This is a genomic window from Pseudomonas sp. GW821-FHT11G12 (assembly GCF_058808055.1).
The window spans coordinates 455,769-481,289 of sequence record NZ_JBXARH010000005.1 but is presented as its reverse complement, the minus strand read 5'-3'; the positions used below and the strand labels follow the sequence as shown (position 1 = coordinate 481,289).

23 protein-coding genes, 1 tRNA gene and 1 pseudogene are annotated in these 25,521 nt (G+C 61.5%); 9 read left to right on the top strand and 16 right to left on the bottom strand.

From position 1 onward, the window contains the following. Nucleotide 1: 1 nt before the first annotated feature. Nucleotides 2-74: transfer RNA gene (locus tag AC1RR7_RS18545), tRNA-Glu, on the bottom strand. Nucleotides 75-461: 387 nt separating this feature from the next. Between AC1RR7_RS18545 and AC1RR7_RS18540 the strand changes: the two genes are divergently transcribed. Further along, nucleotides 462-1,220, top strand: a complete 759-nt coding sequence (locus AC1RR7_RS18540; protein WP_065261849.1) for a hypothetical protein — start codon at nucleotides 462-464, stop codon at nucleotides 1,218-1,220. A 194-nt stretch (nucleotides 1,221-1,414) separates the two neighbouring features. Here the strand turns inward: AC1RR7_RS18540 and AC1RR7_RS18535 are convergent, their stop codons facing one another. From AC1RR7_RS18535 to AC1RR7_RS18515, 5 genes and pseudogenes are all read right to left on the bottom strand, one after another. Further along, complete coding sequence (locus AC1RR7_RS18535; RefSeq protein ID WP_493158111.1) at nucleotides 1,415-1,888, bottom strand: hypothetical protein; 474 nt, start codon at nucleotides 1,886-1,888, stop codon at nucleotides 1,415-1,417. 1 nt (nucleotide 1,889) lies between these two features. After that, the gene (locus AC1RR7_RS18530; RefSeq protein ID WP_493158118.1) at nucleotides 1,890-2,753 is read right to left on the bottom strand and encodes a methyl-accepting chemotaxis protein; all 864 of its coding nucleotides are present in this window, start codon (nucleotides 2,751-2,753) and stop codon (nucleotides 1,890-1,892) included. Next, nucleotides 2,751-3,812, bottom strand: a pseudogene (locus tag AC1RR7_RS18525) (HAMP domain-containing protein); the annotation flags it as partial. The pseudogene AC1RR7_RS18525 and the gene AC1RR7_RS18530, both read right to left, overlap by 3 nt. A gap of 147 nt (nucleotides 3,813-3,959) precedes the next feature. Next, on the bottom strand, nucleotides 3,960-5,360 hold the full coding sequence (locus AC1RR7_RS18520) for an aminotransferase-like domain-containing protein (RefSeq protein WP_096817975.1): 1,401 nt from the start codon (nucleotides 5,358-5,360) through the stop codon (nucleotides 3,960-3,962). A 193-nt stretch (nucleotides 5,361-5,553) separates the two neighbouring features. Continuing rightward, on the bottom strand, nucleotides 5,554-6,315 hold the full coding sequence (locus tag AC1RR7_RS18515; RefSeq protein WP_260520574.1) for an SDR family oxidoreductase: 762 nt from the start codon (nucleotides 6,313-6,315) through the stop codon (nucleotides 5,554-5,556). Between the two features lie 225 nt (nucleotides 6,316-6,540). On the opposite strand from AC1RR7_RS18515, the gene AC1RR7_RS18510 reads away from it, so the two are divergent. Then, the gene (locus AC1RR7_RS18510) at nucleotides 6,541-7,545 is read left to right on the top strand and encodes an NADP-dependent oxidoreductase (RefSeq protein ID WP_096817979.1); all 1,005 of its coding nucleotides are present in this window, start codon (nucleotides 6,541-6,543) and stop codon (nucleotides 7,543-7,545) included. Nucleotides 7,546-7,596: 51 nt separating this feature from the next. Here AC1RR7_RS18510 and pyrF read toward each other — a convergent pair whose 3' ends face one another. Further along, on the bottom strand, nucleotides 7,597-8,295 hold the full coding sequence (pyrF, locus tag AC1RR7_RS18505; RefSeq protein WP_007960372.1) for an orotidine-5'-phosphate decarboxylase: 699 nt from the start codon (nucleotides 8,293-8,295) through the stop codon (nucleotides 7,597-7,599). 295 nt (nucleotides 8,296-8,590) lie between these two features. Here pyrF and AC1RR7_RS18500 point away from each other — a divergent pair, with 295 nt between their 5' ends. The 3 genes from AC1RR7_RS18500 (at nucleotide 8,591) to xopAW (ending at nucleotide 11,357) form a co-directional block, all read left to right on the top strand. After that, nucleotides 8,591-9,340, top strand: a complete 750-nt coding sequence (locus AC1RR7_RS18500; protein WP_085710962.1) for a response regulator — start codon at nucleotides 8,591-8,593, stop codon at nucleotides 9,338-9,340. Further along, complete coding sequence (locus AC1RR7_RS18495) at nucleotides 9,340-10,389, top strand: sensor histidine kinase (RefSeq protein ID WP_493065940.1); 1,050 nt, start codon at nucleotides 9,340-9,342, stop codon at nucleotides 10,387-10,389. The genes AC1RR7_RS18500 and AC1RR7_RS18495 overlap by 1 nt, the downstream gene beginning before the upstream one ends. 110 nt (nucleotides 10,390-10,499) lie before the next feature. After that, nucleotides 10,500-11,357, top strand: a complete 858-nt coding sequence (gene xopAW, locus AC1RR7_RS18490; RefSeq protein ID WP_493158110.1) for a XopAW family type III secretion system calcium-binding effector — start codon at nucleotides 10,500-10,502, stop codon at nucleotides 11,355-11,357. Between the two features lie 351 nt (nucleotides 11,358-11,708). Here xopAW and AC1RR7_RS18485 read toward each other — a convergent pair whose 3' ends face one another. The 9 genes from AC1RR7_RS18485 to AC1RR7_RS18445 form a co-directional block, all read right to left on the bottom strand. Beyond that, the gene (locus AC1RR7_RS18485) at nucleotides 11,709-12,761 is read right to left on the bottom strand and encodes an AI-2E family transporter (protein ID WP_096817984.1); all 1,053 of its coding nucleotides are present in this window, start codon (nucleotides 12,759-12,761) and stop codon (nucleotides 11,709-11,711) included. Nucleotides 12,762-12,830: 69 nt separating this feature from the next. Further along, nucleotides 12,831-13,637, bottom strand: a complete 807-nt coding sequence (locus AC1RR7_RS18480; protein ID WP_493158109.1) for a DUF4892 domain-containing protein — start codon at nucleotides 13,635-13,637, stop codon at nucleotides 12,831-12,833. A 127-nt stretch (nucleotides 13,638-13,764) separates the two neighbouring features. Beyond that, the gene (locus AC1RR7_RS18475) at nucleotides 13,765-14,619 is read right to left on the bottom strand and encodes an alpha/beta hydrolase (protein ID WP_493158108.1); all 855 of its coding nucleotides are present in this window, start codon (nucleotides 14,617-14,619) and stop codon (nucleotides 13,765-13,767) included. Then, nucleotides 14,616-15,422 carry an alpha/beta fold hydrolase gene (locus tag AC1RR7_RS18470; RefSeq protein WP_102620994.1) on the bottom strand — a complete coding sequence of 269 codons (807 nt, stop codon included), beginning with the start codon at nucleotides 15,420-15,422 and terminating at the stop codon, nucleotides 14,616-14,618. Before AC1RR7_RS18470 ends, AC1RR7_RS18475 begins: the two co-directional genes overlap by 4 nt. A gap of 115 nt (nucleotides 15,423-15,537) precedes the next feature. Beyond that, nucleotides 15,538-15,981: a hotdog fold thioesterase gene (locus tag AC1RR7_RS18465; protein WP_007957810.1), complete on the bottom strand. Its 444-nt coding sequence runs from the start codon at nucleotides 15,979-15,981 to the stop codon at nucleotides 15,538-15,540. Between the two features lie 31 nt (nucleotides 15,982-16,012). Continuing rightward, nucleotides 16,013-17,668 carry an AMP-binding protein gene (locus tag AC1RR7_RS18460; RefSeq protein ID WP_493158107.1) on the bottom strand — a complete coding sequence of 552 codons (1,656 nt, stop codon included), beginning with the start codon at nucleotides 17,666-17,668 and terminating at the stop codon, nucleotides 16,013-16,015. Between the two features lie 82 nt (nucleotides 17,669-17,750). Continuing rightward, the gene (sixA, locus tag AC1RR7_RS18455) at nucleotides 17,751-18,203 is read right to left on the bottom strand and encodes a phosphohistidine phosphatase SixA (protein ID WP_085710970.1); all 453 of its coding nucleotides are present in this window, start codon (nucleotides 18,201-18,203) and stop codon (nucleotides 17,751-17,753) included. Next, nucleotides 18,200-18,547: a DUF4389 domain-containing protein gene (locus AC1RR7_RS18450; RefSeq protein ID WP_096817994.1), complete on the bottom strand. Its 348-nt coding sequence runs from the start codon at nucleotides 18,545-18,547 to the stop codon at nucleotides 18,200-18,202. Before AC1RR7_RS18450 ends, sixA begins: the two co-directional genes overlap by 4 nt. Nucleotides 18,548-18,579: 32 nt before the next feature. After that, nucleotides 18,580-19,605, bottom strand: a complete 1,026-nt coding sequence (locus AC1RR7_RS18445) for an NAD(P)H-dependent glycerol-3-phosphate dehydrogenase (protein ID WP_096817996.1) — start codon at nucleotides 19,603-19,605, stop codon at nucleotides 18,580-18,582. 256 nt (nucleotides 19,606-19,861) lie between these two features. Between AC1RR7_RS18445 and AC1RR7_RS18440 the strand changes: the two genes are divergently transcribed. From AC1RR7_RS18440 to fabA, 4 genes are all read left to right on the top strand, one after another. Beyond that, complete coding sequence (locus AC1RR7_RS18440) at nucleotides 19,862-21,925, top strand: TonB-dependent receptor plug domain-containing protein (RefSeq protein ID WP_493158117.1); 2,064 nt, start codon at nucleotides 19,862-19,864, stop codon at nucleotides 21,923-21,925. Beyond that, nucleotides 21,926-22,858 (top strand): ABC transporter substrate-binding protein, encoded by a 933-nt coding sequence (locus AC1RR7_RS18435; protein WP_192558734.1) that lies wholly within the window; start codon nucleotides 21,926-21,928, stop codon nucleotides 22,856-22,858. After that, on the top strand, nucleotides 22,855-24,756 hold the full coding sequence (locus AC1RR7_RS18430) for an ATP-binding protein (RefSeq protein WP_493158106.1): 1,902 nt from the start codon (nucleotides 22,855-22,857) through the stop codon (nucleotides 24,754-24,756). The genes AC1RR7_RS18435 and AC1RR7_RS18430 overlap by 4 nt, the downstream gene beginning before the upstream one ends. Nucleotides 24,757-25,003: 247 nt before the next feature. Then, nucleotides 25,004-25,519, top strand: a complete 516-nt coding sequence (gene fabA, locus AC1RR7_RS18425) for a 3-hydroxyacyl-[acyl-carrier-protein] dehydratase FabA (protein WP_003227150.1) — start codon at nucleotides 25,004-25,006, stop codon at nucleotides 25,517-25,519. The last annotated feature ends 2 nt before the right edge of the window (nucleotides 25,520-25,521 follow it).

Genomic DNA, 25,521 nt, shown 5'->3' with positions numbered 1-25,521 from the left:
GCGTCCCCTAGGGGACTCGAACCCCTGTTACCGCCGTGAAAGGGCGGTGTCCTAGGCCACTAGACGAAGGGGACACACTACAACATTCACTCCCTGCTTCGTATCGCTGTGTGCTTTACGCTGCAAGTGGCGCGCATTCTATGGATGGATTGGAAGGTCGTCAACCCCCTGATATAAATTTATTTAAATCAATGACTTCGCCCTGCTTTACGAGCCGATTCGGACTTTTCCGTCGCCCGACGATTGACGCCTATATTCCGCCACTCGCCAAGGCGCTATAGTCCACGGCACAGGTGATGGCAATCTGCACCCCAAGGGCCAGCATTTATATAAGCAGCCCTGCGGCCGATACAGATTGAGCTTAGCCGATCCAACCCGTCGAGCGGCGCTAGGCTCCTATATGCCAAGCCACTACACTCGCACGCGAACCCTATAAAGAGGTCTTACCGGTGACACCACTCATGATCACCCTGCTAGTCATAGCCGGGATTGCAATCTTGATCGCCATTGGCTACATGAACCATGTGGTGGAAAACACCAAACTGGAGAAGGCCCGCACCAAGGTCGAACTCAACGACCGCCTGCGCCGTTGTGGCGAACTGACCGAAACCTTCCCCGGCCAGTTCATGACCCCGGCCCTCAAGCTATTGATGACCCGCCTGGAACTGAACGTCTGCCAGCGCCTGCTGAACCTGGAAAAGACCAGCGCCACGACCAAGGCCCGCATCACCGAACTGAGCGCCCTTGTCGCCCAGGGCGAATCGATCCCGGTCAACAACCCGCCGGCCCCGATCCAGACCGAAGCCAAGGCCAAAGACGTCCGCTTCCTGCTCGAAGCCCTGCACGGCCAGATTACCCGCGCCGCCCAGGACGGTTTCCTGCCACCAAACGAAGCCAAGCACTGGATTCGCGAAGTCCGTCATATCCTGGTGCTGCTGCACATCGAGTTCTTCAACAACCTCGGCCAGCACGCCCTGCAACAAAACCAGCCAGGCCAGGCCCGCCTCGCGTTCGAACGCGGCGTGCAATACCTGCGCAAACAGCAGGACCCGCAGATCTACGCCGAACAACTCCAATACCTGGAAAAACTCCTGGCCCGCGCCAACGCCCAGGTCATGGACAAGATTGCCCCGGTCGAAGGCGAAGAAAACCAACTGACTGCAGGCCTCAAGGATGTCGAGGCTGATGCGGACTGGAAGAAGAAAGTGATTTACGACTGAGTGCAGATGTTGAGAGAAGCCACCGAGAGGTGGCTTTTTTATTGGCCGCTGGAAAGATCAAAATCAAAAGCGCCCTCACCCTAACCCTCTCCCGGAGGGAGAGGGGACTGACCGAGATGATTGGGAGAGATACGCCGACGTGAAATACCGAGTCGAACTCGGGTTTTGAAACGCATGCAACTCGACTCCTGCTGCTACACCTTCTGCTTCTTCTGCTTCTTCTGCTTCTTCTGCTTCTTCTGCTTCTTCTGCTTCTTCTGCTTTTTCTCTTGCTTCTGCTTTGGCTTTGGCTTTTGCTTCCCACCACTCAACACGATGAGCGTTAGCTCGAGTACCGCTTTTGACGTGCCGGCCCCTTCGGCAGGCTGAGTGGAGGGATTCATCCGGGGGTGGGCGCGTAGCGCCGTGCGGCGAAGCCGCATGCATCGAGAGGAGGTGCAGCGAAGCAAACCGTAGGCGATGCCCCCGGATGAATCCCGGAACGAAGGAACACCGAGCCTCAGCGAGGGGCCGAACGCCGGGGCCCAGCCTTTTGGTTCCTTTTTGGCGTTTGAAAAAGGGACTCGCCGTAAGGGCGAAACCGCCAGCGGCAGCACCCAAAGAAACGGATATTCACACCAAACAACCAGCAACCTGGTCGGCCCAAAGGCCGCCAAGGTCAAATCCAAATCAAAGCCGAAAGTGCCCCACCATCCCCTTGAGCTCACTCCCCAACTGCGCCAGCTCAACACTCGAAGCCGCATTCCCGCGCATCGCAATCGACGACTGATCCGCACTCGCCCGAATACTGGTCACACTGCGATTGATCTCCTCGGCCACCGAACTCTGCTCCTCGGCCGCCGCCGCAATCTGCTGATTCATCTGCTGAATCAACGAGACCGCCGCCGCAATACTCCCCAGCGCACTTTCCGTCTGCAACGCATCACTCACCGCCAGCTTCACCAGCTCGCCACTGCTCTGAATCTGCTGCACCGACGAATGCGCCGCCGAGCGCAAGGCACTGACCAGCCGCTCGATCTCTTCGGTCGAGTGCTGGGTGCGCCGGGCCAGCGCCCGTACCTCATCGGCGACCACCGCAAACCCCCTGCCCTGCTCGCCCGCCCGCGCCGCTTCAATCGCGGCGTTGAGCGCCAGCAAGTTGGTCTGTTCGGCAACACTCTTGATCACTCCGAGCACCGTGCCGATGTTCTGGATTTCTGCGCTCAGGCTTTCGATGCTCGAACTGGCCGACGTCGCCGAATCCGCCAGTTGCTCGATCCGCGCCATGCTCTGGCGCACCACCTGCTGGCCACTCTCGACCTTGTCGTCGGCAGTCTGTGCGGCGAGCGCCGCTTCTTCGGCATTGCGCGCCACATCGTGAACGGTGGCGGTCATCTGGTTCATGGCCGTAGCGACCTGCTCGGTTTCCTCTTTCTGGCTACTGACCTCAAGGTTGGTCTGCTCGGTCACCGCCGACAGCGATTGCGCGGAACTGGCCAACTGTTCAATACCCGCCTGCAACCCGCTGACGATGGTGCTGAGGCCCGCGCCCATCTGCTGCATGGACTGCATCAACTGGCCGATTTCGTCACGACGGGTCACCTCTACCGTTGCACTCAAGTCACCGGCGGCGATCCGCTGCGCGACATGCATCACACTGCGCAACGGGGCGACGATCAAGCGGGTGATCACCCACGCCGCAATCAGACCGACCAGCAGCGCCAGCGCCGACGAGCCGATAATCAGCACCGAGTTCTTCTTCAACTCACCCTGCATCGCGACGTCCTGGGCGACATAGGCCTGATCGACCCGTTCCACTACCTGGGCGGCACGCTGATGCAGTTGCTCATAGACGGTTTTTTCCTGAGCCAGAAGCCCGGTGTACTCGGCGAGCTTGTCATTAAAACCGGCGATGTGGCCTGAGACCTCGTTGAGGACCGTCAGATAACCTTCGTCCTTGACCGTGGATTTCAGTTGTTCGGCTTGCGCCTGGGCCTGCGCGGCCTGTTCGATGTTGCCCTTGGCGCTGTCGTCGCCCTTGCGACTCTGATCCAGCCGCACCCGCGCTTCGTTCATGGCCTGCAACATCAGGCGCGAGACCTGGCTGACCTGACTGGCCTGCTCGATGAACTGGGCCCCATCCTTGCCCTCGCTGTCTTTCAGCGTATAGGCACCGTCATCGGCAAGCCCGGCCTGCAGGACGTCGAGGTTGTTGGCGACGCTGGACACCGACCAACTGGCCATTTCCAGCGCCAGGTCCTTGGCCTGGGTCAGCGAAACGAACTCATCGAAGGCTTTACGGTAAGCGCCCAGCGACTGCTGGACGTCGTTCATGACCGACTCATTGCCCGGCGACAGGGCCTTGAGCTGATCGGCCATGGCGATCAGACCATCCACGCCCTCGTGCAGGGCATCGGCGGTTTTCGGATTGCCGTGCAAGGCGTAGTCCTGTTCCAGCAGACGCACCTTGAGCAGGCCGCTGTTGAGCGAGGACATCTGCTTGAGCCCGTCGAAGCGCTGACTGATGGTTTGCAGGGACCAGACGCCGATGGCCGCCACCAGCGCGGTCAAGAGCAAAACCAGCACAAACCCGATACCCAGTTTTTTCGCCATACCGAGGTTGGCAAAACGTCCTTGCACGGCCGAAATCATTGCGCGTAGTCCCCTGCCAAAGTCTGTTGCCGAAGAGTCGCAACGGCCATGAACCAGCACAAGACTCTGGCGTCGGAATAATGGCAAAAAGCTAGGTGTGCGTCGTTTTCAGAACACTTGAGGTCGATCCACGGCTGTACTGCGAAAGAACTGCCGCGCCCTCGGATCACAAGCGTAGGCCACATTGATCCTCTGCCAGTCACTGGCTTCGCCACTGGGGCTGAATGATGTCGCGCAGGACAGTTGCACACCATGACGCAAGGCCTGCCTGCGCAGGTGCTCGTCATTCGCCAGCGGCGAACGGGCCCAAATGAACAGCCCGCCAGTGGGTTTGCCGAACACTTCCCAATCGGCATCCTCCAGCGCCTGCAAGGCTGCTGCCCGATCGGTATTGAGCCGCTGGCGCTGGCGTTGCACCAGTTTGCGATAGGCGCCACTGGCCAGCAGCGCCGCCAGAACCGCCTCGCTGAACCTTGAAGTGCCCATGCAACTGATCATTTTGACCCGCGCCAGTTGCTCGATCACCTCAACACTGGCCATTACGAAACCTGCCCGTAACGAGCTGCTCAGTGTCTTGGAAAAACTGCCGACGTAAATCACCCGCCCGTCTTCATCCAGTGCCGCCAGACGCGTGCCGCTGCCATTGTGCAGATCGGCGTAGACGTCGTCTTCGATCAACCGCAGGTCGTAGGTTTTGCTCAATTGCAGAATACCCCGCGCCACGGCCGGCGCCAGACAGCTCCCCGTGGGGTTGTGGTGATGACTGTTGATGAACAGCGCCGCCGGCCGGAACTGCTGCAACAACGCCTCAAGCGCCTCAAGGTCCGGCCCGCCAGGCGTACGGCGAACCTCCAGCATGCGCACACCGTGCAGCCGCAGGAGGTCGAACAGCGGCGCATAACCCGGTGTTTCCACCACCACACAGTCACCGGCCCGGAACAGGGTACGCACGATCAGATCCAGCCCGTGGCTGGCGCCGGCAGTGGTCAGCACCCGTTCGTCGTCAGCCTTGATATCGAGCAACCCGAGTCGTTTGACGATTTGCTCGCGCAGCGCGGGGAGCCCGAGGGGCGTGTTGTAGTTGAACAGGCTGGTCATGTCGGTGCGGGCCACCTGACGGATCGCGTAGCTGAGATCATCGGGCTCTCGCCAGCTCTGCGGCAAAACGCCGTCGCCCAGTTTCAGCCCTCTTTGCCATTCCGGATCCGTATCACAGCCGTGACGCTCACCCTCGAACGCAGGACTGTCGAAGGCCTTGCAACACTTCGGCAATGTGGCCGCGACCATGAACCCCGAGCCTTGCCGCGAGGCCAGGACACCCTGCGCCACCAGACGCTCGCAAGCTTCCATGACGCTCGACTGGCTGAGCAGGTTCAACCGCGCGATTTGTCGCACGGAAGGCAGGCGCGTGGCTGGCGGCACCTCTCCCTGCACGACCCATTCGATCAATCCATCAACAATCTGCTGCACAACCGGCACCATTGCCTGTCGGTCAATTCTCAATTCCATGAGTACCCAAACTCCTGTCCGTTTTGCCCGCGGCAGTAAATCACAGCCGCGCCGGTCAGGCTGTGCGACAACGCCGTCAAAAGCCACCGTTCTAACTATTTGATACACATTGTTTATCAACGACATGTAACTGACGGCAGACGAAAAAAAACCCGCCGGCAGGCGGGTCTTTTCCTGCATCAATGGACGCGTTTCAGAACGCGGTCACGCCACCGTCCACGGCCAGCGAATGGCCGGTAGTGAACGCTGCACCATCGCTGCACAGGTACAGCACGGCGCTGGCAATTTCCTCGACCTTGCCGATGCGACCCACCGGATGCATGGCGTTGGCGAATTCGCCTTTTTTCGGGTCGGCCTCATAGGCGCGACGGAACATGTCGGTGTCAATCACCGCCGGGCAAACGGCATTGACGCGGATTTTCTTCTTGGCGTATTCGATGGCGGCCGACTTGGTCAGGCCGATCACCGCGTGCTTGGAGGCGGCGTAGATGCTCATCTTCGGCGCGGCGCCCAGGCCGGCCACCGATGCGGTATTGACGATCGCCCCGCCACCCTGGGCCAGCAGCAACGGCAACTGGTACTTCATGCACAGCCAGACGCCTTTGACGTTGACGCCCATGATTGCGTCGAATTCATCCATCGAACCTTCGGCCAGTTTGCCTTTCTCGATTTCGATCCCGGCGTTGTTGAAGGCATAGTCGAGTCGCCCGTAGGTCTTGATCACCTCGTCCATCAGATTTTTCACATCACTTTCGACGGTAACGTTGCACCGCACGAAAGTCGCTTCACCGCCGGCGGTACGAATCAGCGCCACCGTCCCCTCGCCCCCGGCGGCATCCAGGTCGGCCACCACCACTTTCAGACCTTCAGCGGCGAACGCCTGGGCGGTCGCGCGGCCGATACCGTTGGCGGCGCCCGTGACGACGGCGACCTGACCGGAAAACGTCATGCTCATTGTTATGTCCTCGAATGCGGGGATTGATGAGGGCAGCATAGCCACAGCCACCCCGACAGCGGCAGCACTATCAGAAGGCCGTTTAACCGCCCATGAATCGCAGTGATAAAACCGTGACAGCCACTATCACCCTGTTTGATCGACCTGCATTCGCCTCGTCAGCCAACCTTGCGGCATCACCAAGGAGGGTCTATCAACAAGGCTTCATCCCGTTGAGTGCCTGTCATGACTAACCAGACCAATCGTCAGTTCCTGCTCGCCAAACGCCCGGTGGGCGCCGCCACCCGCGAGACCTTCACGTATCAGCAAGTACCGGTGGGTGAACCGACGGCGGGACAGATCCTGGTCAAGAACGAATACCTGTCCCTCGACCCGGCCATGCGCGGCTGGATGAACGAGGGCAAGTCCTACATCCCGCCGGTAGGTATCGGTGAAGTCATGCGCGCACTGGGTGTAGGCAAAGTCATCGCGTCGAACAACCCGGGGTTTGCGGTCGGCGACTACGTCAACGGTGCCATTGGCGTGCAGGATTATTTCCTTGGCGAGCCAAGAGGTTTCTACAAGGTCGATCCGAAACTGGCACCGCTGCCGGTTTACCTGTCCGCATTGGGCATGACCGGCATGACCGCCTACTTCGCCCTGCTCGATGTCGGCGCACCGAAGGCCGGCGACACCGTGGTGTTGTCCGGGGCAGCGGGTGCGGTCGGCAGCATTGCCGGGCAGATCGCCAAGATCAAAGGTTGCCGGGTGGTCGGCATCGCTGGCGGTGCCGACAAATGCAAGTTCCTGATCGACGAACTGGGCTTTGACGGTGCCATCGACTACAAGAGCGAAGACGTGTTGGCCGGCCTTAAGCGCGAATGCCCGAAAGGCGTGGACGTGTATTTCGACAACGTCGGCGGCGACATCCTCGACGCCGTGCTGAGCCGTCTGAACGTCAAGGCGCGCGTAGTGATCTGCGGCGCCATCAGCCAGTACAACAACAAGGAAGCGGTCAAAGGCCCGGCCAACTACCTGTCGCTGCTGGTCAACCGCGCGCGGATGGAAGGCTTCGTGGTGATGGATTACGCCGCGCAGTACGCCAGTGCCGCCCAGGAAATGGCCGGCTGGATGGCCAAGGGTCAGCTCAAGAGCAAGGAAGACATCGTCGAAGGCCTGGAAACATTCCCGGAGACCCTGGGCAAACTGTTCAGCGGCGAGAACTTCGGCAAGCTGGTGTTGAAGGTCTGAAACAATGAAGGGAGCCATCGGGCTCCCTTCATTGCATCTTCAGCTGTTCGATCAGGCCAGTTCGGCGACCACCGAGGCCAGTGCCTTGGCCGGATCCGCCGCCTGGCTGATCGGACGGCCGATCACCAGATAGTCGGAACCGGCATCCAGCGCCTGACGCGGGGTCAGGATGCGACGCTGGTCGTCCTGGGCGCTGCCGGCCGGACGAATCCCCGGCGTCACCAGTTGCAGCGACGGGTGAGCGGTTTTCAACGCCGTGGCTTCCAGCGCCGAGCACACCAGACCGTCCATCCCGGCCTTCTCGGCCAATGCAGCCAGGCGCAGCACCTGCTCCTGCGGCTCGATGTCCAGACCGATACCCGCCAGATCCTCGCGCTCCATGCTGGTCAGCACAGTCACGCCGATCAGCAACGGTTGCGGGCCGCTGCGCTTGTCCAGCTCTTCACGGCAGGCCGCCATCATGCGCAGGCCGCCGGAGCAGTGAACGTTGACCATCCACACGCCCATCTCGGCAGCGGCCTTGACCGCCATCGCCGTGGTGTTGGGAATGTCGTGGAATTTCAGGTCGAGGAATACTTCAAAACCCTTGTCACGCAGGGTGCCGACGATTTCCGCGGCGCAACTGGTGAACAGTTCCTTGCCCACTTTGACCCGGCACAGTTTCGGGTCCAACTGGTCGGCCAGCTTCAGTGCGGCGTCACGGGTGGGGAAATCCAGGGCGACGATGATAGGAGTCTGGCAGGCGGACATGGATGGGCTCTCAGGCAAGTCGAAATCGGCGCGCATTGTAGCGGAACCGGCGGCGGCGCGGCACCCGATGATCGGTAAATCGTCGCGCCGGACGTGATCAGCATAGCCTTGCAGGGTATTGTGTCGAAGCCGATACACAACCGACACGCCGACAACATGCGTCCGCGCTAGCCTCGCCAGCCGCAACAAGTCCTTACAGCAGCCCTTCCCGCCTCACGGCTGGACGCCTATGCTGAAACCACAACCTCGCAGCCTATCTTTGTGGTTGGCGGCTTACTGGCAGATGAACAGCCTCATGCACAACTCCCAAGTCTCCGTGAATGAAGAGCAGAAAGACGACAAGCGCTGGAGCATCCGGGCCTTGATCGTCGACGATGATGTGCCGATCCGTGAACTGATGATCGACTACCTGGCCCGTTTCAACATTCACGCCAGCGGCGTCACCGACGGCGCGGCCATGCGCCAGGCGATGCAGGCCGAACATTTCGACGTGGTGGTGCTCGACCTGATGCTGCCCGGCGAAGACGGTCTGTCGCTGTGCCGCTGGCTGCGCGCCGAATCGGACATCCCGATCCTGATGCTCACCGCCCGTTGCGAACCCACCGACCGCATCATCGGCCTGGAACTGGGTGCCGATGACTACATGGCCAAACCGTTCGAACCCCGGGAACTGGTGGCGCGGATCCAGACGATTCTTCGCCGGGTGCGCGACGACCGCACCGAACAGCGTGCGAACATTCGCTTCGACAACTGGCGCCTGAACAGCGTCCTGCGCCAGTTGATCGCCGACGATGGCCTGGTCGTGCCGCTGTCCAACGCCGAATTCCGCTTGCTCTGGGTGTTCATCGAACGCCCGCGTCGGGTGCTCAGCCGCGAACAGTTGCTGGACGCCGCCCGTGGCCGCTCGATCGAAGCGTTCGACCGCAGCATCGACCTGCTGGTCTCGCGCCTGCGGCAAAAACTCGGCGACGACCCGAAAGCCCCACAGTTGATCAAAACCGTACGCGGTGAGGGTTACCTGTTCGACGCACGGGATATCGGCTGATGCGGGCGCGCTTCGACACGCTGTTCGGTCGCCTGTTTGGCGTGCTGTTCGTGGCGATCGTCCTGGCGCACCTGTTGGCTTTCGCTTGGTTCCACCATTACGGCCCGCCACCGCCGCCTCCACCACCGGAGTTTTCCGAAGGGATCGACGGCCAACGGCCACCGCCAGATCCGCGCTTCCCACGGCGCCCCCCACGCCCGTGGTTCGGCGGGCCGCTGGTGCCGCTGACCTTTCAGTTCCTCTCATTGATGATCGCTGCGTGGTACGGCGCCAAACTGCTGAGCCGCCCGATCCAGCGCCTGAGTGACGCTGCCGAACGCCTCAGTGAAAACCTCGACAGTCCGCCGCTGGACGAATCCGGCCCCCGCGAAGCACGCCAGGCGGCGCACACTTTCAATCTGATGCAGCAGCGGATTCGCGAACAGGTGCAGCAACGCGCGCGAATGCTCGGCGCCGTCTCCCACGACCTGCGCACACCGCTGTCGCGGCTGAAACTGCGCCTGGAAAAGATCGACGACGACAAACTTCAGGGCCAGATGCGTCAGGATCTCAACGACATGATCGGCATGCTCGACGCCACCCTCACCTACCTGCACGAACAACGCACCAGCGAAGCGCTGCAACTGATGGACGTGCAGGCGCTGGTCGAGTCCCTGTGCGAGAACGCCCAGGACCAGGGCGCCGACGTGCAGGTCAGCGGCCACTGCGCGCCCTTGCAGGTGCAGCCGATGGCCTTGCGTTCCTGCATCAACAACCTGATGGACAACGCCTTGCGCTACGCCGGGCAAGCGCATATCGAGCTGCAGGATCAGCGCGAGCAACTGCTGATCCGCGTCATCGACCACGGCCCGGGCATCGCTGCGGACAAGCGTGAAGCGGTGTTCGAACCGTTCTTCCGCCTGGAAGGCTCGCGCAACCGCAACTCCGGCGGCGTCGGCCTGGGTATGACCATCGCCCGGGAAGCCGCGCAACGCCAGGGCGGACAACTCAACCTCGAAGAAACCCCCGGCGGCGGCCTTACCGCCGTGATTCGCCTGCCCCGCCACTGAAGCCGACTGTGTACCGCCCGGTACAAAATCCACATACCCACGACACCTCCCGCCTTGACGCTGCATAAGCCGGTACACAAACCGGTTTTCCAGCCCAAGGAGAGAGCCCGATGATCGGTAGCGTGAGCAACTACACGAGCTACACCAGCACCAGCAGCACCACCACGCAAAACGCCCGCAGCCAGCAACTGCAAAAAGAACTGTTCGCCAAACTCGACAGCAACGGCGACGGCGCGGTGGATCAGGACGAACTGAACAGCGCCCTGTCGCAAAAATCCAACGACGGTTTGCTGGTCAACCTGAGCAAACAATTCGGCGACCTGGACAGCGACAGCAGCGGCAGCCTCAGCGCCGACGAAATGGCCGCCATGGCCCCACCCCCACCACCCGACCACGACCAGGCCCCCAACACCGACCTGGCCGACGCCCTGATCAAAGCCCTGGACACCGATGGTGACGGCGCCATCAGCGGCGACGAACTGAGCAGCGGCCTGACCAGCGCCGGCAGCACCGCCGACAGCAGCAAAATCTTCTCCGCCCTGGACAAGAACAAGGACGGCGTCGTCAGCCAGGACGAACTCACCGCCAGCCTCACCCCGCCACCACCGCCGCCACCCCGGGTTTCCAGTGACGAACTGTTCAGCCAGCTTGATGCGGACGGTGATGGAAATGTGACGGCGACCGAATTGAGCAGCGCGTTGCAGGCCAGCGACAGCACCTCGTCGAACAGCAGCGACACCAGCGCGGCGTTGCTCAAGGTGCTGGATAGCGACAGCAGCGGTGGCGTGAGCAGTGATGAATTGAAGGCCGCGTTGCAGGCGGGACACCAGCGTCCGAGCGATGAACAGACTGCCAGTACTACTCAAACCACGACTGAAGCGTTGAACCGGATGATTGCCAATCTGAGCAAGCAGTATTCGCTCGATAGTGCGGCGTCGGTGGGCAAGTATTTGAATGTGGCGACGTGAGGTAATCCAAAAACAGGATGAGCGTTAGCTCGACAACGCTTTTGATCTTGATCCACCCGCCCCTTCGGAAGGCTGAGTGGAGGTGTTCATCCGGGGATTGGCACGTAGTGCCGTGCGGCGAAGCCGAACTCATCGACGAAGTCGATGCCCCCGGAGGGACACCGGAGCGAAGGAACCCGAGCCTGCGAGGGCCGAACGCCGGGGCGAGCGTTTTTTGCTTACTTTTTTAGGCGCTTGTAAAAAAGTGAGTCGCCGTAAGGGCGAAACCATAAGCCGCCGTTACCGAAGAAACGGATATTCACCCAAAACAACCCAGAGCCTGGCCGGCCCAAAGGCCGCCAAGGCCCACCGTCAACGCCGATCCTCAACCCGCCCCTGACTCTTGCTCCAATCCGTCAACAAACTATAAGCAACAGCCAACAGCGTAGGCCCGATAAACAACCCGATAAACCCAAACGCAATCAACCCGCCAAACACCCCAAGCAACACAATCACCAGCGGCAGATTCCCGCCACGGCTGATCAGGTACGGCTTGAGCACGTTGTCCACGCCGCTGATGATGAACGTCCCCCAGATCCCGAGAAACACCGCCATCCCGTACTCACCCTTCCAGGCCAGCCACGCCGTGGCCGGAATCCACACCAGCGGCGGCCCCATCGGAATCAGACTGAGCAGGAACGTCACGATCCCCAGCACCAGAGCCCCCGGCACCCCGGCAATCAGGAAGCCGATCAGCGCCAGAATGGCCTGCGCCGCCGCCGTACCGATCACCCCGTTCACCACCCGCTGCACGGTGCCGGCCACCAGCTCGATGTAGTACCCGGCACGATCACCGATCAACCGCTCCAGCAGACTGTGCACGAACGCCGCGAGCCGCGGCCCGTCACGGTAGAAAAAGAACACGAAGACAATGCTCAGGGTCAGCTCGAGAATCCCGCCGCCGATCTGCGCACTGCGCGCCAGCAGCCAGTTGCCGACCTGCCCCAGGTAAGGCTTGATCGACACCATCAGCGCCGCACCCTGCTGATCGACACTGTTCCAGAACCCGACCAGCCGCTCCCCTACCAGCGGAATCGTGCCGAGCCAGGCCGGCGCTTCCGGCAGACCATCGACCTGCACATCCTTGATGAACACCGTGGCATCGCGCACGTGATCGGCCAGGTTGAACCCCAGCCATACCAGCGGTGCCGCCACCAGCACCATCCAGCCCAGGGTCAGGATACTTGCCGCCAGAGATTCGCGGCCGCCGAGCCAACGGGTCAGCAGGCGCATCAGCGGCCAACTGGCGAACGCCAGCACCGCGCCCCAGAACAGCGCCGACCAGAACGGCGCCATCACCCAGAAACTGGCGCCGAACAACACCAGCAACAGGATCTGCACCAGCAGACGATCATTATTGGGCATGTGAAATCTCGAAAAAGTCAGTCAGGCAAAGAGTAGGCGAACACGCCAAACGTGCCCGCCAGAGACACCTTATCGCAACAGATCGATGCGCAGGCCGGTACCTTCGACATTAGCGGTCTCCATGCGTGCCGCACGCACACCCTGGACGATCAACGCCTGACGCCAGGCCTCGGCCTTGGGCCCGGAGACCGTGACCCGCAACGTGGTGTCGAGGTTCAGGCCACGGGACAGCAGACGCAGCCAGGTGTCGTCGGGATCGCCGGTCAGTTTCGGCAACTTCAGCTCACCGGTGTCTTTCAACTGTCGCAACAGGGTCGCAGACGTCGGCAGCAGATCACCCAATGGCGTGGCGGCTTCAAACTGTTCGACGTGCAGATACGCTTTGCGATTGCCGCGAGTGATGCTGTACAGCGCCACCAGCGTGTTGTCACGAGGCGCCGCCAGCCTCAGCAGCAGATAGGCCTGCTGCTCGTCGGCGCCGTACAGCTTGGCGTTGCCGAACACTTCATTGGCCCACAGGCTGCTTTCGCCGCAATCCCTGGCCTGACACCAGAACAACAGCTCGGCGTCCTTTTTTTGCAGGGCCTCGCGGGCGACGGTGAACGCTTCATTGGCGGAATGTTCGGGCGGTAACTCGTAGGTGACCGAGGTGGTTTGCCCACGGGCGCCGACCTGGCCGTCGAAACGCAACTGGCCGCTGATCTTGCGGATCGAGCCCATCGGGTAAATCCGCTCCAGTTCCACGGGAGGGCGATAGTCGACGATCTGCGCATCGGCCAGACGCGGCACGATCGCCAGATCCTGACTGCCCGGCAGGTCGGCAGCGAGCAACACGGGACTGAAACAGCACAGAGCCAGCAGACTGAAAGATCGCATGGACAGGCTCATCGGATCGGCATGGCCGGGGCGCCTTTCTGGCTATTCGGGTTCGCAGCGGTGTAGAAATCCATTGTGGTTGTCTCCCATTTCAACCCGCCCAGCCTCGACAGTTGCCCGGGGCAAGTCAAGGAATGGCGAAGAACCGATTGAAACAGTCTGCGACAAGAACCGCACCCGACTCGTCATTCAGGTGCAGATGGTGCCCGCCTGGCAGCTGTTCCCGGTTAAAGGGTAGACGCTCCAGCAGCTCGGGATGTTTGGCCAGCATGCCGTCGGCCGCCACCACCAATTGCGTAGGACAGGCAATGCGCTGGATGAAGGCCATCGCCTGTTCCTGAGTCAGACGCAATGGCGATGGCAGGGTCAGACGATTGTCGCTGCGCCAGGTGTAACCGCCGGGCACTGGCATCAGGCCTCGTTGCGCCAGCAGTTCGGCGGCTTCACGACTGACCGCCACCAGACCTTTCATGCGTGCTTCGATGGCCCGGTCGAGGGTGTTGTAGACCGGTTTGCGTTTTTCCCGAAGATCGAGCTGCGCCTGCAGGGCCATACCCATGCGTTCGGCAGCGTTTTCGCCTTTGTCCGTCGGAGGAATCACCCCGTCGATCAATGCCAGATGGGTGATGCGCTCCGGCAACGAGCCTGCCAGCACCAGCGAAACGATCGCGCCCAGCGAATGCCCGAGCAGACCGAAGCGCTTCCAGCCCAGTTGTTCGGCGACTTGCAGCACGTCATGGGCGTAATCCCACAACGCATAACCCGCTCCAACCGGACGATGTCCTGAATGGCCGTGACCGGCCATGTCCAGCGCCACGATGCGCAAGCCTTTCAGTTGCGGGGCCAGACGGGCAAAGCTGTTGGCGTTGTCCAGCCAGCCATGCAGGGCAATCACCGGCAACCCGTCTTCCGGGCCGAAAAGATGCGCCGCCAGTTCGATATGCGGCAGGCTCAGACGCACCTCTTCGACCGCCGGGCTCATGCGCAATCCTTGTGCTGGCGGTTTTCCCAGCGAGTGAACAGGTTTTTCAGCAGTTGCGCGGTGTCCTGCGGGCGTTCGAGCGGAAACATGTGGCCGCCGGGCACAGTCAGCGACTCGCCCTGAGGCAGACGGCCGACGAAGCGGGTGTGATGGTTCATCACCACGCGACTCTTGTGCCCGCGCACCACTGCCAGCGGCACCTGGAGCTGGCGGGTACGCCCGGGGCTGGTGTGCGGCACACCGCGATAAATACTGATCTCGGTGGCTGGATCGAAGCGCAGGCGCAGCTTGTCGCCAACCTTGTGCAAGCCGTGTTGCAGGTAGGCGTCGAAGCACTCGGGATCGAACCCGCGGAACAGGGTCTTGCCGGCAAAATAGCTGCGAGCGCTGTCGAGGTCGGCGAACTCTTCGCGTCGTCCCAACGTACGCCCGGCCGGGGTTAGTCTGTCGATAAAGCCAAAACGCTTGGCAGCACGGATCACCCAGCGATCGGTGCGGGTCAGCACCGGAGAGTCGAGCATCACCACCCCGCGATATAGCTCCGGGCAACGCAGCGCGGCGTGCAGATGCAGCATTCCGCCGAAGGAATGGCCAACGCCCCACACCGGCTCGTCCTGTTGTTGCAGGTGATGAATCAGCTCGTCGACCAGGTGGTACCAGTTGTCACCCGCCGGAAAACGCGGGTCGTGGGCATGCTGCTCCAGATGCGTCACCCGGAACTCGGGCGCCAGCGCCGAGAACAGCTTGCCGTAGGTGCCCGACGGGAACCCGTTGGCGTGGGCGAAAAAGATCGGTTGCGACATACCGGTAGATCCATGAGCGGTAAACAGGCGTTGATTGTCCGTAAGACCGCGCTTCACAGCAATGACCGTAACTGCCAGGAATGATGACAGTCCGGTCAGGGCTATGACGGATCGGTCAGCGCGCCGGCGGCTGCTCACCCAGCGGCACCACCGCCATGGTCAGACGCGACACGCAACTGGCCTTGCCTTCATCGCTGGTCAGGCGGATGTCCCAGACGTGGGTCGTGCGGCCGATGTGAATCGGCTTGGCCACCGCCGTTACCCGTCCACTGCGCAATCCACGCAGATGGTTGGCGTTGATCTCCAGACCCACGCAATAGAACTTGCTGGCATCGATGCACAGGTAACTGGCCATCGAGCCGACGGTTTCGGCGAGCACCACCGACGCACCGCCATGCAACAGGCCATAAGGCTGGTGGGTGCGATGGTCGATCACCATGCTGGCGGTCAGGGACTCTTCGTCGAAGGACTCGAAACGGATGTCCAGCACTTCGCCGATGGTGTTTTTCTGGATTGCGTTCAACTGCTCGATGTTGGGAGTGGTGCGCCACAAGGTCATCGCAGGCTTCCTTTGTTGTTTTGATCGTCACTCAATCCTGCCACAGCACCGCCTCGCTGCGCTCGCTCCATTCTTCGAAGCGTGCGCCGTAGGTGTCTTCGATGACGTTGCGCTTGATCTTCAGGGTCGGCGTGAGAAAGCCGTTTTCCACCGCCCAGCTGTCCTTGACCACCACCAGACGCCGCAGGCGCTCGTGCTTGTCGAGGGCACCGTTGACCTCCTCCAGCAACTTTTCCAGGCTCGAATGCATTTGCGGTCGCGCTTCCTCGTGTCCGGCGGCCGAAAGCACACACAGCCCCAGCGGTGCACTCAAACCATCGCCGACCACGCAGACCTGCTCGATCCGCGTATGCACGGCGAGGCGGTTTTCGATCGGGGCCGGGGCGACGTACTTGCCTTTGCTGGTCTTGAAGATTTCCTTGAGCCGCCCGGTCAGGCGCAAACGGCCTTCGGCGTCCTGTTCGCCCTTGTCACCGGTACGCAGGAAACCATCGGCGGTCAGCGTCTCGGCGGTTTTCTGCGGTTCCTTGAAATAGCCGAGCATGTTGGCCTGGCTGCGCACCTGCACTTCGCCGGATTCATCGATCCGCACTTCGACGTCAGGGCAAGGCTGGCCGATCCAACCCTGCTTGTACTGACCCGGCAGGCAGATGTGCGAATAGCCGCAGCTCTCGGTCATGCCGTAGACCTCCAGCACATCCAGCCCGAGTTTCTGATACCAGTCGAGCAAGGCCTGCGGCACCGGCGCGGCACCGGACAAGGCCACACGCAAGGCATCCAGCCCCAGCCCGGCCAGAACTTTGTACCCGACCCGCTTGCCGATGAAAGGCAAACCGAGCAGGAAATCCAGGCGTTTGGCGGGGATCTTCGCGTACACGCCCATCTGGAATTTGGTCCAGATCCGCGGCACGCCAAACATCGCTGTGGGCCGCGCGCGTTTCAGATCGGTGAGAAAGGTATCGAGGCTCTCGGCAAAGAACACCGTCTGCCCGGTATAGATCGACGCCAGTTCGACGAACATCCGTTCGGCCACATGACACAGCGGCAGATAGGACAGCAGACGATCGTTTTCATTGAGGCCGAACAACTGCGTGCCACGGGTGGTGGCGAAACCGAGATTGGCGAAACTGTGCATCACACCCTTGGGCAGGCCGGTGGTGCCGGAGGTGTAAATGATGGTCGCCAGTTGATCGGCGGCGGGTCGCGGATCGTCCTGGATCGGTGAGCTGCGTTGCAGGTCGTCCCAGTTGAAATCGAACGTGCCTGGCGGGTGCAGCGGCAGGCTGATGGTCGGCAAACCCACCGGCACACCGGTCGACATCCCCGGCCAGTCATCCAGTTTGCCGATGAACGCCAGCACGCTTTCGGAATGGGTGAGGACCTGATTGACCGAGTCGGCAGTGAGATTGGGATAGAGCGGCACCGAAACGTGTCCGGCCATCCAGATCGCCAGGTCGGCGATGATCCAGTGGGCACAGTTTTTCGAAATCAGCGCGATGTGGCTGCCTTGGGGCAACTCCCGGGAGCGCAGCCAGTGCGCGGCACAGCGGGCCTGATGGCCGACGTCGGCCCAGGTCAGCGTTTCGACCTGCCCACCGCCGATGGGCTGCACCAGGAAGCGTTGGCGCGGGTGCCGGGCCTCGCGCTCGTAGAACACGTCCAGCGGCAATCGAAAAGCAGCAGACATGCGACTCGCTCCTTTCTTTTTGGGATGGAGCAAGCGTAGTCAACCAAGCAAGTGCTTGGTTGACTATTTCATACAAAAAATTTCACGGATGCTTGAGGCTGTTCAGCGTCATCGACCCGATCAGCAACTCGCTGTGTTCGAGCTCGGCGAGCCCGGCGGTGCTGACCTTTTCGGGCGGATAGCCGGCGCCGTGTTGCAGGTAACTGAGCAGATGCCCGACCAGCGGATTGTGGCTGACCAGCAGCACATTGCTCACCGACACCAGTTGCTCGGCGACGCGATCCGGATCGACCTCTGGCGTCAGCCATTCGACCGTACGGATCTCCGGCTCGAAACCCAACGCCTCGCGCACCAGTTGCGCGGTCTGCTGCGCCCGCAAGTACGGGCTGGCGTAGATGGCCGTCAGTGGCTGGCCCATCAACCGGGCGGCGCTGCTGAGCACTTCCTTGCGACCGTGAGCGGTCAGTTCCCGCTCCGAATCGGGGCGCGAGCCATAGGGCTCGGCCTCACCGTGACGCAATACCCAGAGTTTCATAGTTTGGGTTCCTCATCCCGGGCCGGATGCGGTGCTGGCGCAACAACGTGTGGCGCCTCACCTTCCGGAGTACGCGGCGCCGGCCAGTCGGCGAACGGCCAGGGCTTCTGGTCGCTGTGGAAACTGCCGAACCGGCCGATCTGGGCCAGGAACTGGCTCAGGCTGTCACCGAAATTCATCAGACCGGCGCTTGGAGCGCCATAGATCAGTCTATACACAAGCTGCACCAGCACCACCGCGCCGAGGATGAACTGCGCCACCTGCCAGACCACGATGTAAACGATCATCCACAACACCCGCAGCAGGATGGATTCGTACTTGGCTTCGGTTTTCGGATCGTTCATGTCTAGCTCCCTTGCCCTGAAATAAAAAGCAATCAGTTGAAACCACTGGTGGAAATGAAGTCGACGTCGGTCTTCGGCTCAGCGCGCATCAACAGGCCGATCACCTGATCCAGCGTGCGCCCTTCGAACAGGATCGCGTGGAGCCCGGCGACCAGCGGCATGTACACGCCGACCTCCTGGGCCTTGGCCTTGAGCACTTTCAGGGTGTTGACCCCTTCAGCGACTTCACCGAGGCGCGACACCGCTTCGTCGAGGCTCAAGCCCTGACCGAGGGCGAAACCGACCTGATAGTTGCGGCTTTTCGGCGACGAGCAGGTGACGATCAGGTCGCCGACCCCGGCCAGACCGAGGAAGGTCATCGGGTTAGCCCCCTGATTCACCGCAAACCGGGTCATCTCGGCCAGGGCGCGAGTGATCAGCATGCTCTTGGTGTTCTCGCCCATCTCCAGCGCCACCGCCATGCCGGCGATGATCGCATAGACGTTTTTCAGTGCGCCGCCCAGTTCCACGCCGAAACGGTCGGCACTGGCGTAGACGCGAAAGGTGCGGCCATGCAGCGCGGCCTGCACTTCTTTGCACAGTTCTTCGTCTTCGCTGGCGACTACCGTGGCGGTCAGCGCGTGTTCAGCGATTTCCCGTGCCAGATTCGGCCCGGACAGCACGCCGATACGCGCCTGCGGGGCGATCTCTTCGAGAATCTGGCTCATCAGTTTGAAGGTGTGAGCTTCGATGCCTTTGGTCAGGCTGACCAGCATCTTGCCGCTCAGGCGCTCGGCATGAGCCGCCAATACCGTGCGCAGCGCGCTGGACGGCAACGCCACGAAACACAATTCGCAGGCATCGAGGGTTGCCTGCAGGTCGGTGACCGCCGTCACGCCGGGCAGAATCTTGATGCCTTTGAGGTAACGCGGGTTCTCGCGATTGACCCGGATGGCCTCGGCCTGTTCGGGGTCACGCATCCACTGCCGGACTTGATGGCCGTTCTCGGCCAACAGATTGGCCACGGCGGTACCGAAACTTCCGCCTCCCAGGACCGCAATCGGGCGCTGTTCAGTCATATGTAATCCGTTAATCCATACCAGTGGCGATGCGGGCATTATACGGAGCGGCCCCTTCTCGGACAGCCCCGGCGTCAATTACCGGCACTTGTAGGAAGAAGACCAATAAAACCGAGGAAAATGCCCGCAACGTGACTGGAAAAGTCACTGTCCTCGGTTAACATGCGCGCCAATTCTTTGCTATCAAGGCTGCGTCGTGTTTTCTGGCACTCCCTCCCCGCGTTCGTCCCTGCTGTTGGCGCTGCTGTTCAGCCCGATGTTGCTGGCGGACGACCTGTTTCTCGACAGCGAGGCCTTGCCCCAGATCCTCACGGCCACGCGCCTGAAACAGTCCCCGGCGGAAGTCCCCGGCAGCATGACCGTGCTCGACAGCGAACTGATCAACGCCAGCGGCGCCCGGGACATCAGCGAGCTGCTGCGCCTGGTGCCGGGGATGATGGTCGGCAACATCAGCGGCAATCAGGCGGTGGTGAACTATCACGGCACCAACGCCACCGAAGCACGGCGCATGCAGGTACTGATCGACGGCCGCTCGGTGTACCGCGCCGGCCTGGCCACGGTGGACTGGAGCGACATCCCGGTAGCCATGGAAGACATCGAGCGCATCGAAGTCTTTCGCGGCCCGAACACTGTCAGCTATGGCGCCAACGCGCTGATGGCGGTGGTCAACATCATCACTCGCAACCCGGCCGACAGCCACGGCACACGGTTGAAAATCACCCGTGGCCAACGCGGCATCAACGATTTCTATGCCAGTCAGGGAACAGGCTGGAATGGCGGCGACCTGCGCCTGTCGCTGTCCGGCCAGGAAGATGACGGCTTCGACAGCGACCGCACCGGCGCCGATTACCGCGACAGCCGCCGCTTGAACCGCTTCAGCCTTGCGGTCAGCCAGACCCTCAGCGACAACCAGAGCGTGGACTGGCAGCTCAACGCCAAGGACGGGACCAACCAGCGGCCCTATACCTACCGCCCGGTGTTCTCGGGGATTACCGCCGCCGGGAACAATTCCGACGTGATCGCCAAGGATTACGCCGGTTCGGTGCGCTGGAATCTGGACATCAACCCCGATCACAGCCTTTATGTACAAGGCTCGGCGCAACACTGGGATCGCCAGCAGACCTGGCGCGCCTGCGATGCCGAGGTGTCGTTCAGCCCGCAGCTGACGGAGTTGTGGCAACTCAACCCGAACTACACCGAACAACTGGCGCGCAACATCACCCGCTTCGTCGGGCCTGGTGCTGCACCCGGCACACCCACGGAAATGGCCTTGGCCAATCAAGTGCTCGATCAATGGCGCAATGGCGCCGGCCGGACTCTGTGCGGCGACATCGACCAGAGCGCCCGGGAATCGCGCTATGACCTGGAATTACAGGACACCCTCAGCCTGTCCGACAGTCTGCGTCTGGTCAGCGGCCTGAACTATCGTTACGACCGGGCCGATTCCGAGACCTATTTCAACGGAACGCTGGACGACACCACGTGGCGTGCGTTCGGCCAACTGGAATGGCGCGCCAGCGAACACTGGCTGTTGCAGGGTGGCGCCATGTTTGAAAACACCCAGTTGATCGGCAGTTCGCTGACGCCCAGGTTTGCCGTCAATTACCTGATCAACCCGCGCCACAGCCTTCGTGCGGTGTACTCGGAAGCGATCCGTTCACCGGACATGTTCGAGAACAACGTCAACTGGAGTTATCAGGTGACCAACCTGCGCCCGTCCGCCTTCGGCCAGTCTTCGGCCCGCTACTTCGTCAAGACCCGGGGCCCCGGCGATCTGGACCAGGAGCACATGCGCTCGCGGGAACTGGGCTACAACGGCTTTTTCCCTGAATGGGGCCTGGCGCTGGACGTGAAGCTGTTCTACGACGAAATCACCGGGATGATCAGCGAGCCGCTGCGCAACAATCAGTACATCGCCAGCAACGCCAACGACTCGCGCTTTCGCGGCACCGAGACCCAGGTGGATTGGCGCCTGAGTGCGGCCGATCGGCTGCGCCTGACTTACGCCTACGTCGACGCCGAGGCGAGCAACCCGCTGGACCAGCAGTTCACCGCGCGCAACAGCGGCTCGGCCGGTTGGCTGCGCGACTGGGGTCAGGGCTGGAACAGCGCCCTCTTCTATTACGGTGACAACGCCCTCAACGGCTATCGCTTCGAGCGGGTCGACACGCGCATCGCCAAACGCATCCCGCTGGGCAAGGCCCAACTGCAACTGGCCGGGGTGCTGCAACAGCGTCTGGACAATGAGCCGACCACCTTCGTCGACAACAACTACGACGAACGCCGGGTGATGTACTTCAGCGCCGAGCTGGAGTTCTAGATGCGCTACGCCCTGTCGCGGAAGATGCCAACGGCCGCCCAATGGCTGGCCGGGCTGTGCCTGTTCCTGACAGCCTGGCTGCACGGCGTGGCGGTGCAGGCGGCCGACATTCTGCTGACCGGCGCAGAGGAAAGCCCCGGCGTGCAATCGTTCGTCCAGGCCCTGAGCGAACTGCGCCCCACCGACCGCGTACATTTCCAGCCACTGGCGAGCCTGCCGGCGCCGGGCAAGCTGCCGTCCAGCCTGCGCCTGATTCTGCTGGACCTGCCGAGCCTCGACTGGCGCATGCAGGAACCCCAGGGGCCGGCGACGTTGGTCCTGCGCATCAGCCGTTTGCAGGCCCGACAACGCTTCGGCACCGCGCAACCGCCCCACTTGAGTCTGCTGTGGAGCGATCCGCCGCTGAGTCGCCAGTTGCAGTTGATCCGACGGATCCTGCCCCAGGCTCAGCGAGTCGGCGTGCTGTTCGATCAGCACAGCGAGTTCCTGCTCAAGGAGCTGCAATCGGCCGCCCAGCCGCTGAATCTGCAAATCGTCCCGCAGCGCTGGGACAACACCCACGACAGTCGCCCGTTGCAGACCGTGCTGAAAAACAGCGATGTGCTGCTGGGTCTCGACGATCCTGACCTGTACAACCCGAAAACCGCGAAAAACCTGCTGCTCAGCAGCTATTCGCGGCAACTGGCGCTGATCGGCCCGAACGTCTCGTTCGTACGTGCCGGCAGCCTCGCCAGTACTTACAGCGATCAGAGCGATTGGCTGGCGGTGCTCGACGAATTGCTCGACCGCCCGCCGGCCACCTGGCCGAGAGCGCTCTATCCCGAGCGTTTTAAAGTATCAAGCAATGCGCAGGTGGCTCGTTCATTAGGGATAGAACCGATGAATGAAGCGTCTGTTGCCGAAGAGCTGGCCCAAGGAGAGCGCCGCCCATGATTTTCCGCCGTTGGGACATCAATACCCGCACCCAGTTGATCAGCCTGGGTCCTGCGCTGTTGCTGACCTTGCTGCTGATCAGCTTTTTCACCTTCGTGCGCATCCAGGATTTGCGTCAGGAGCTGAACCACACCGGTCAACTGATCGCCAACCAGCTCGCACCCGCCACCGAATACGGGGTGATTTCCGGCAACAACGAAGTGCTGGAAAGCCTGCTCAAAGCCACACTGGCCACGCCGAACGTACGCTTTCTTGAAGTACAGGACAGCGCCAACCGCATTCTGGCGTATGTCGAACAACCGTCGGACACGCACAAACGCCCGCATCAGGTCGAAGTGTTCCAGTCGCCGGTGCGGCTGCAGCGGATTGCCCTGCACAATGATTTCTTTCAGGACGGCAAAAGCAGCAACGGCGGCGCCAGCGAAGATTATCTGGGGCAGGTGATCGTCGGTCTGTCCAACGATGCCTTCAGTCAGCGCCAACAGGAAATCCTGCTCAAAGCCGGGATTCTGGCGCTGTTCGCTCTGCTCTTCACCTTTGTCCTGGCGCGGCGACTGGCCGGCAGCCTGTCGCAGCCGATCCGCGATATCGGCGATGCGGTGAAGGCGATTCAGGACGGCGACTACAAGACCCCGCTGCCGATTGTCGATGACACCGAGTTGGGCGCCCTTTCGCAACACATCAACAATCTGGCCCAGGCCCTGGAACAGGCCAGCCGCGAACAGCATCAAGCGATGGCGCAACTGATCCAGACCCGCGAAGAGGCGGAAAAGGCCAACAACGCCAAATCGGATTTCCTGGCAATGATGAGCCATGAACTGCGCACCCCGATGAACGGTGTACTGGGCATGCTGCAACTGCTGGAAACCACCGAAATGACCGAGGAGCAGATCGAATACGCGGCGCTGGCCTCCGAGTCCACCGAGCATTTGCTCAAGGTGATCAACGACATTCTGGATTTCTCGCGCATCGAGCGTTCGGAACTGGAGCTGGAGCACATTCCATTCAACCTCGCCGACCTGATCGGTGCGTGCGCGCAGTCGTTCCAGCACAGTGCGGCGCAGCGAGGCCTGGAGTTGCAACTGCGGATCCCCGAAGACCTGCGCGGCTTGCAGGTGCAGGGCGACCCGACGCGGATCCGGCAGATCCTGGTCAATCTGGTGGGCAATGCGCTGAAGTTCACCGAGCAGGGGCGCGTCAGCATCGAGGCCCAGTGGCAGTCGCTGGATCACGAATTGCTGTGGTTCACCTGCTCGGTGCGCGACAGCGGCATCGGGATTTCTTCGGAAAGCCTGGAATTGATGTTCAACGCGTTCCAGCAAGCCGACAGCTCGATTTCGCGTCGTTATGGCGGAACCGGTCTGGGCTTGCCGATCGCCCGTACCCTGGCCGAGCGAATGGGCGGCACCTTGCGCGCGCAAAGCGAAGAAGGTCGCGGCTCGGTGTTTACCCTGGAAATTCCGTTGGCTCTATATAAGCAGGCATTGCCTGCACTGGCGGCGCCGCGTGCAATCGATGGCAATGCGCACGGCGAAGGTCGCAATGTCTTGCTGGTGGAAGACAATCCGGTCAACCAGACCGTGATCGAGGCAATGTTGCGCAGTCTGGGCTTCACTGTGAGCGTCGCCACCGACGGTATGCAGGCCGTGCGCAGTGCCGGGGGCAGTCGTTATGAAGCTATCCTGATGGATTGCCGCTTGCCGATCATCGACGGTTACGAGGCGACCCGACAGATCCGCCGCCTGCCCGGCTGCGGTCATGTACCGATCATCGCCCTGACCGCCAACGCGTTGCAGGGCGACCGCGAAAACTGCCTGTCGGCGGGGATGAATGATTACCTGGCCAAGCCGTTCAAACGTAATGACCTGCAGCAGATTCTGCAGCGCTGGGTGCAGTAGGGAGGCCCTTTCGAGCATCTGCGACTGGCGTGAAAAGCGAAAGTGCGGCAGTCTTAGGCACCCGAACGAGCCTCAAAAGGGGCTTGAATAAAAATTTCAGTGCACAAGTGTACATTCATGTCCTTGGTGCTGTGACTTTCACCACAACGCAATAGTCTATGAGTAGGCTGCCGGTTCGAGGCATGAACGCGTCGATCGGTCGGGAAGATTTGCCCCACCTGCCGCATGGGATTATTGAGGAGCTCGCATGACCAAACAAAACGCCTTTACTCGGGAAGACCTGCTGCGCTGCAGTCGCGGTGAGCTGTTCGGCCCAGGTAACGCGCAACTGCCCGCCCCGAACATGCTGATGGTGGATCGCATCACCCTGATCAGCGAAGAAGGCGGCAAGTACGGCAAAGGTGAATTGGTCGCCGAGCTGGATATCAACCCTGACCTGTGGTTCTTCGCTTGCCACTTCGAGGGTGATCCGGTGATGCCGGGCTGCCTGGGTCTGGACGCCATGTGGCAACTGGTCGGCTTCTTCCTGGGCTGGCAAGGTCTGCCGGGCCGCGGCCGTGCGCTGGGTTCGGGCGAAGTGAAATTCTTCGGCCAGGTCCTGCCGACCGCCAAGAAAGTCACCTACAACATTCATATCAAGCGCGTCCTCAAAGGCAAGCTGAACCTGGCCATCGCCGACGGTTCGGTGACTGTCGACGGTCGCGAAATCTACACCGCCGAAGGCCTTCGCGTCGGCGTGTTCACCTCCACTGACAACTTCTAAGG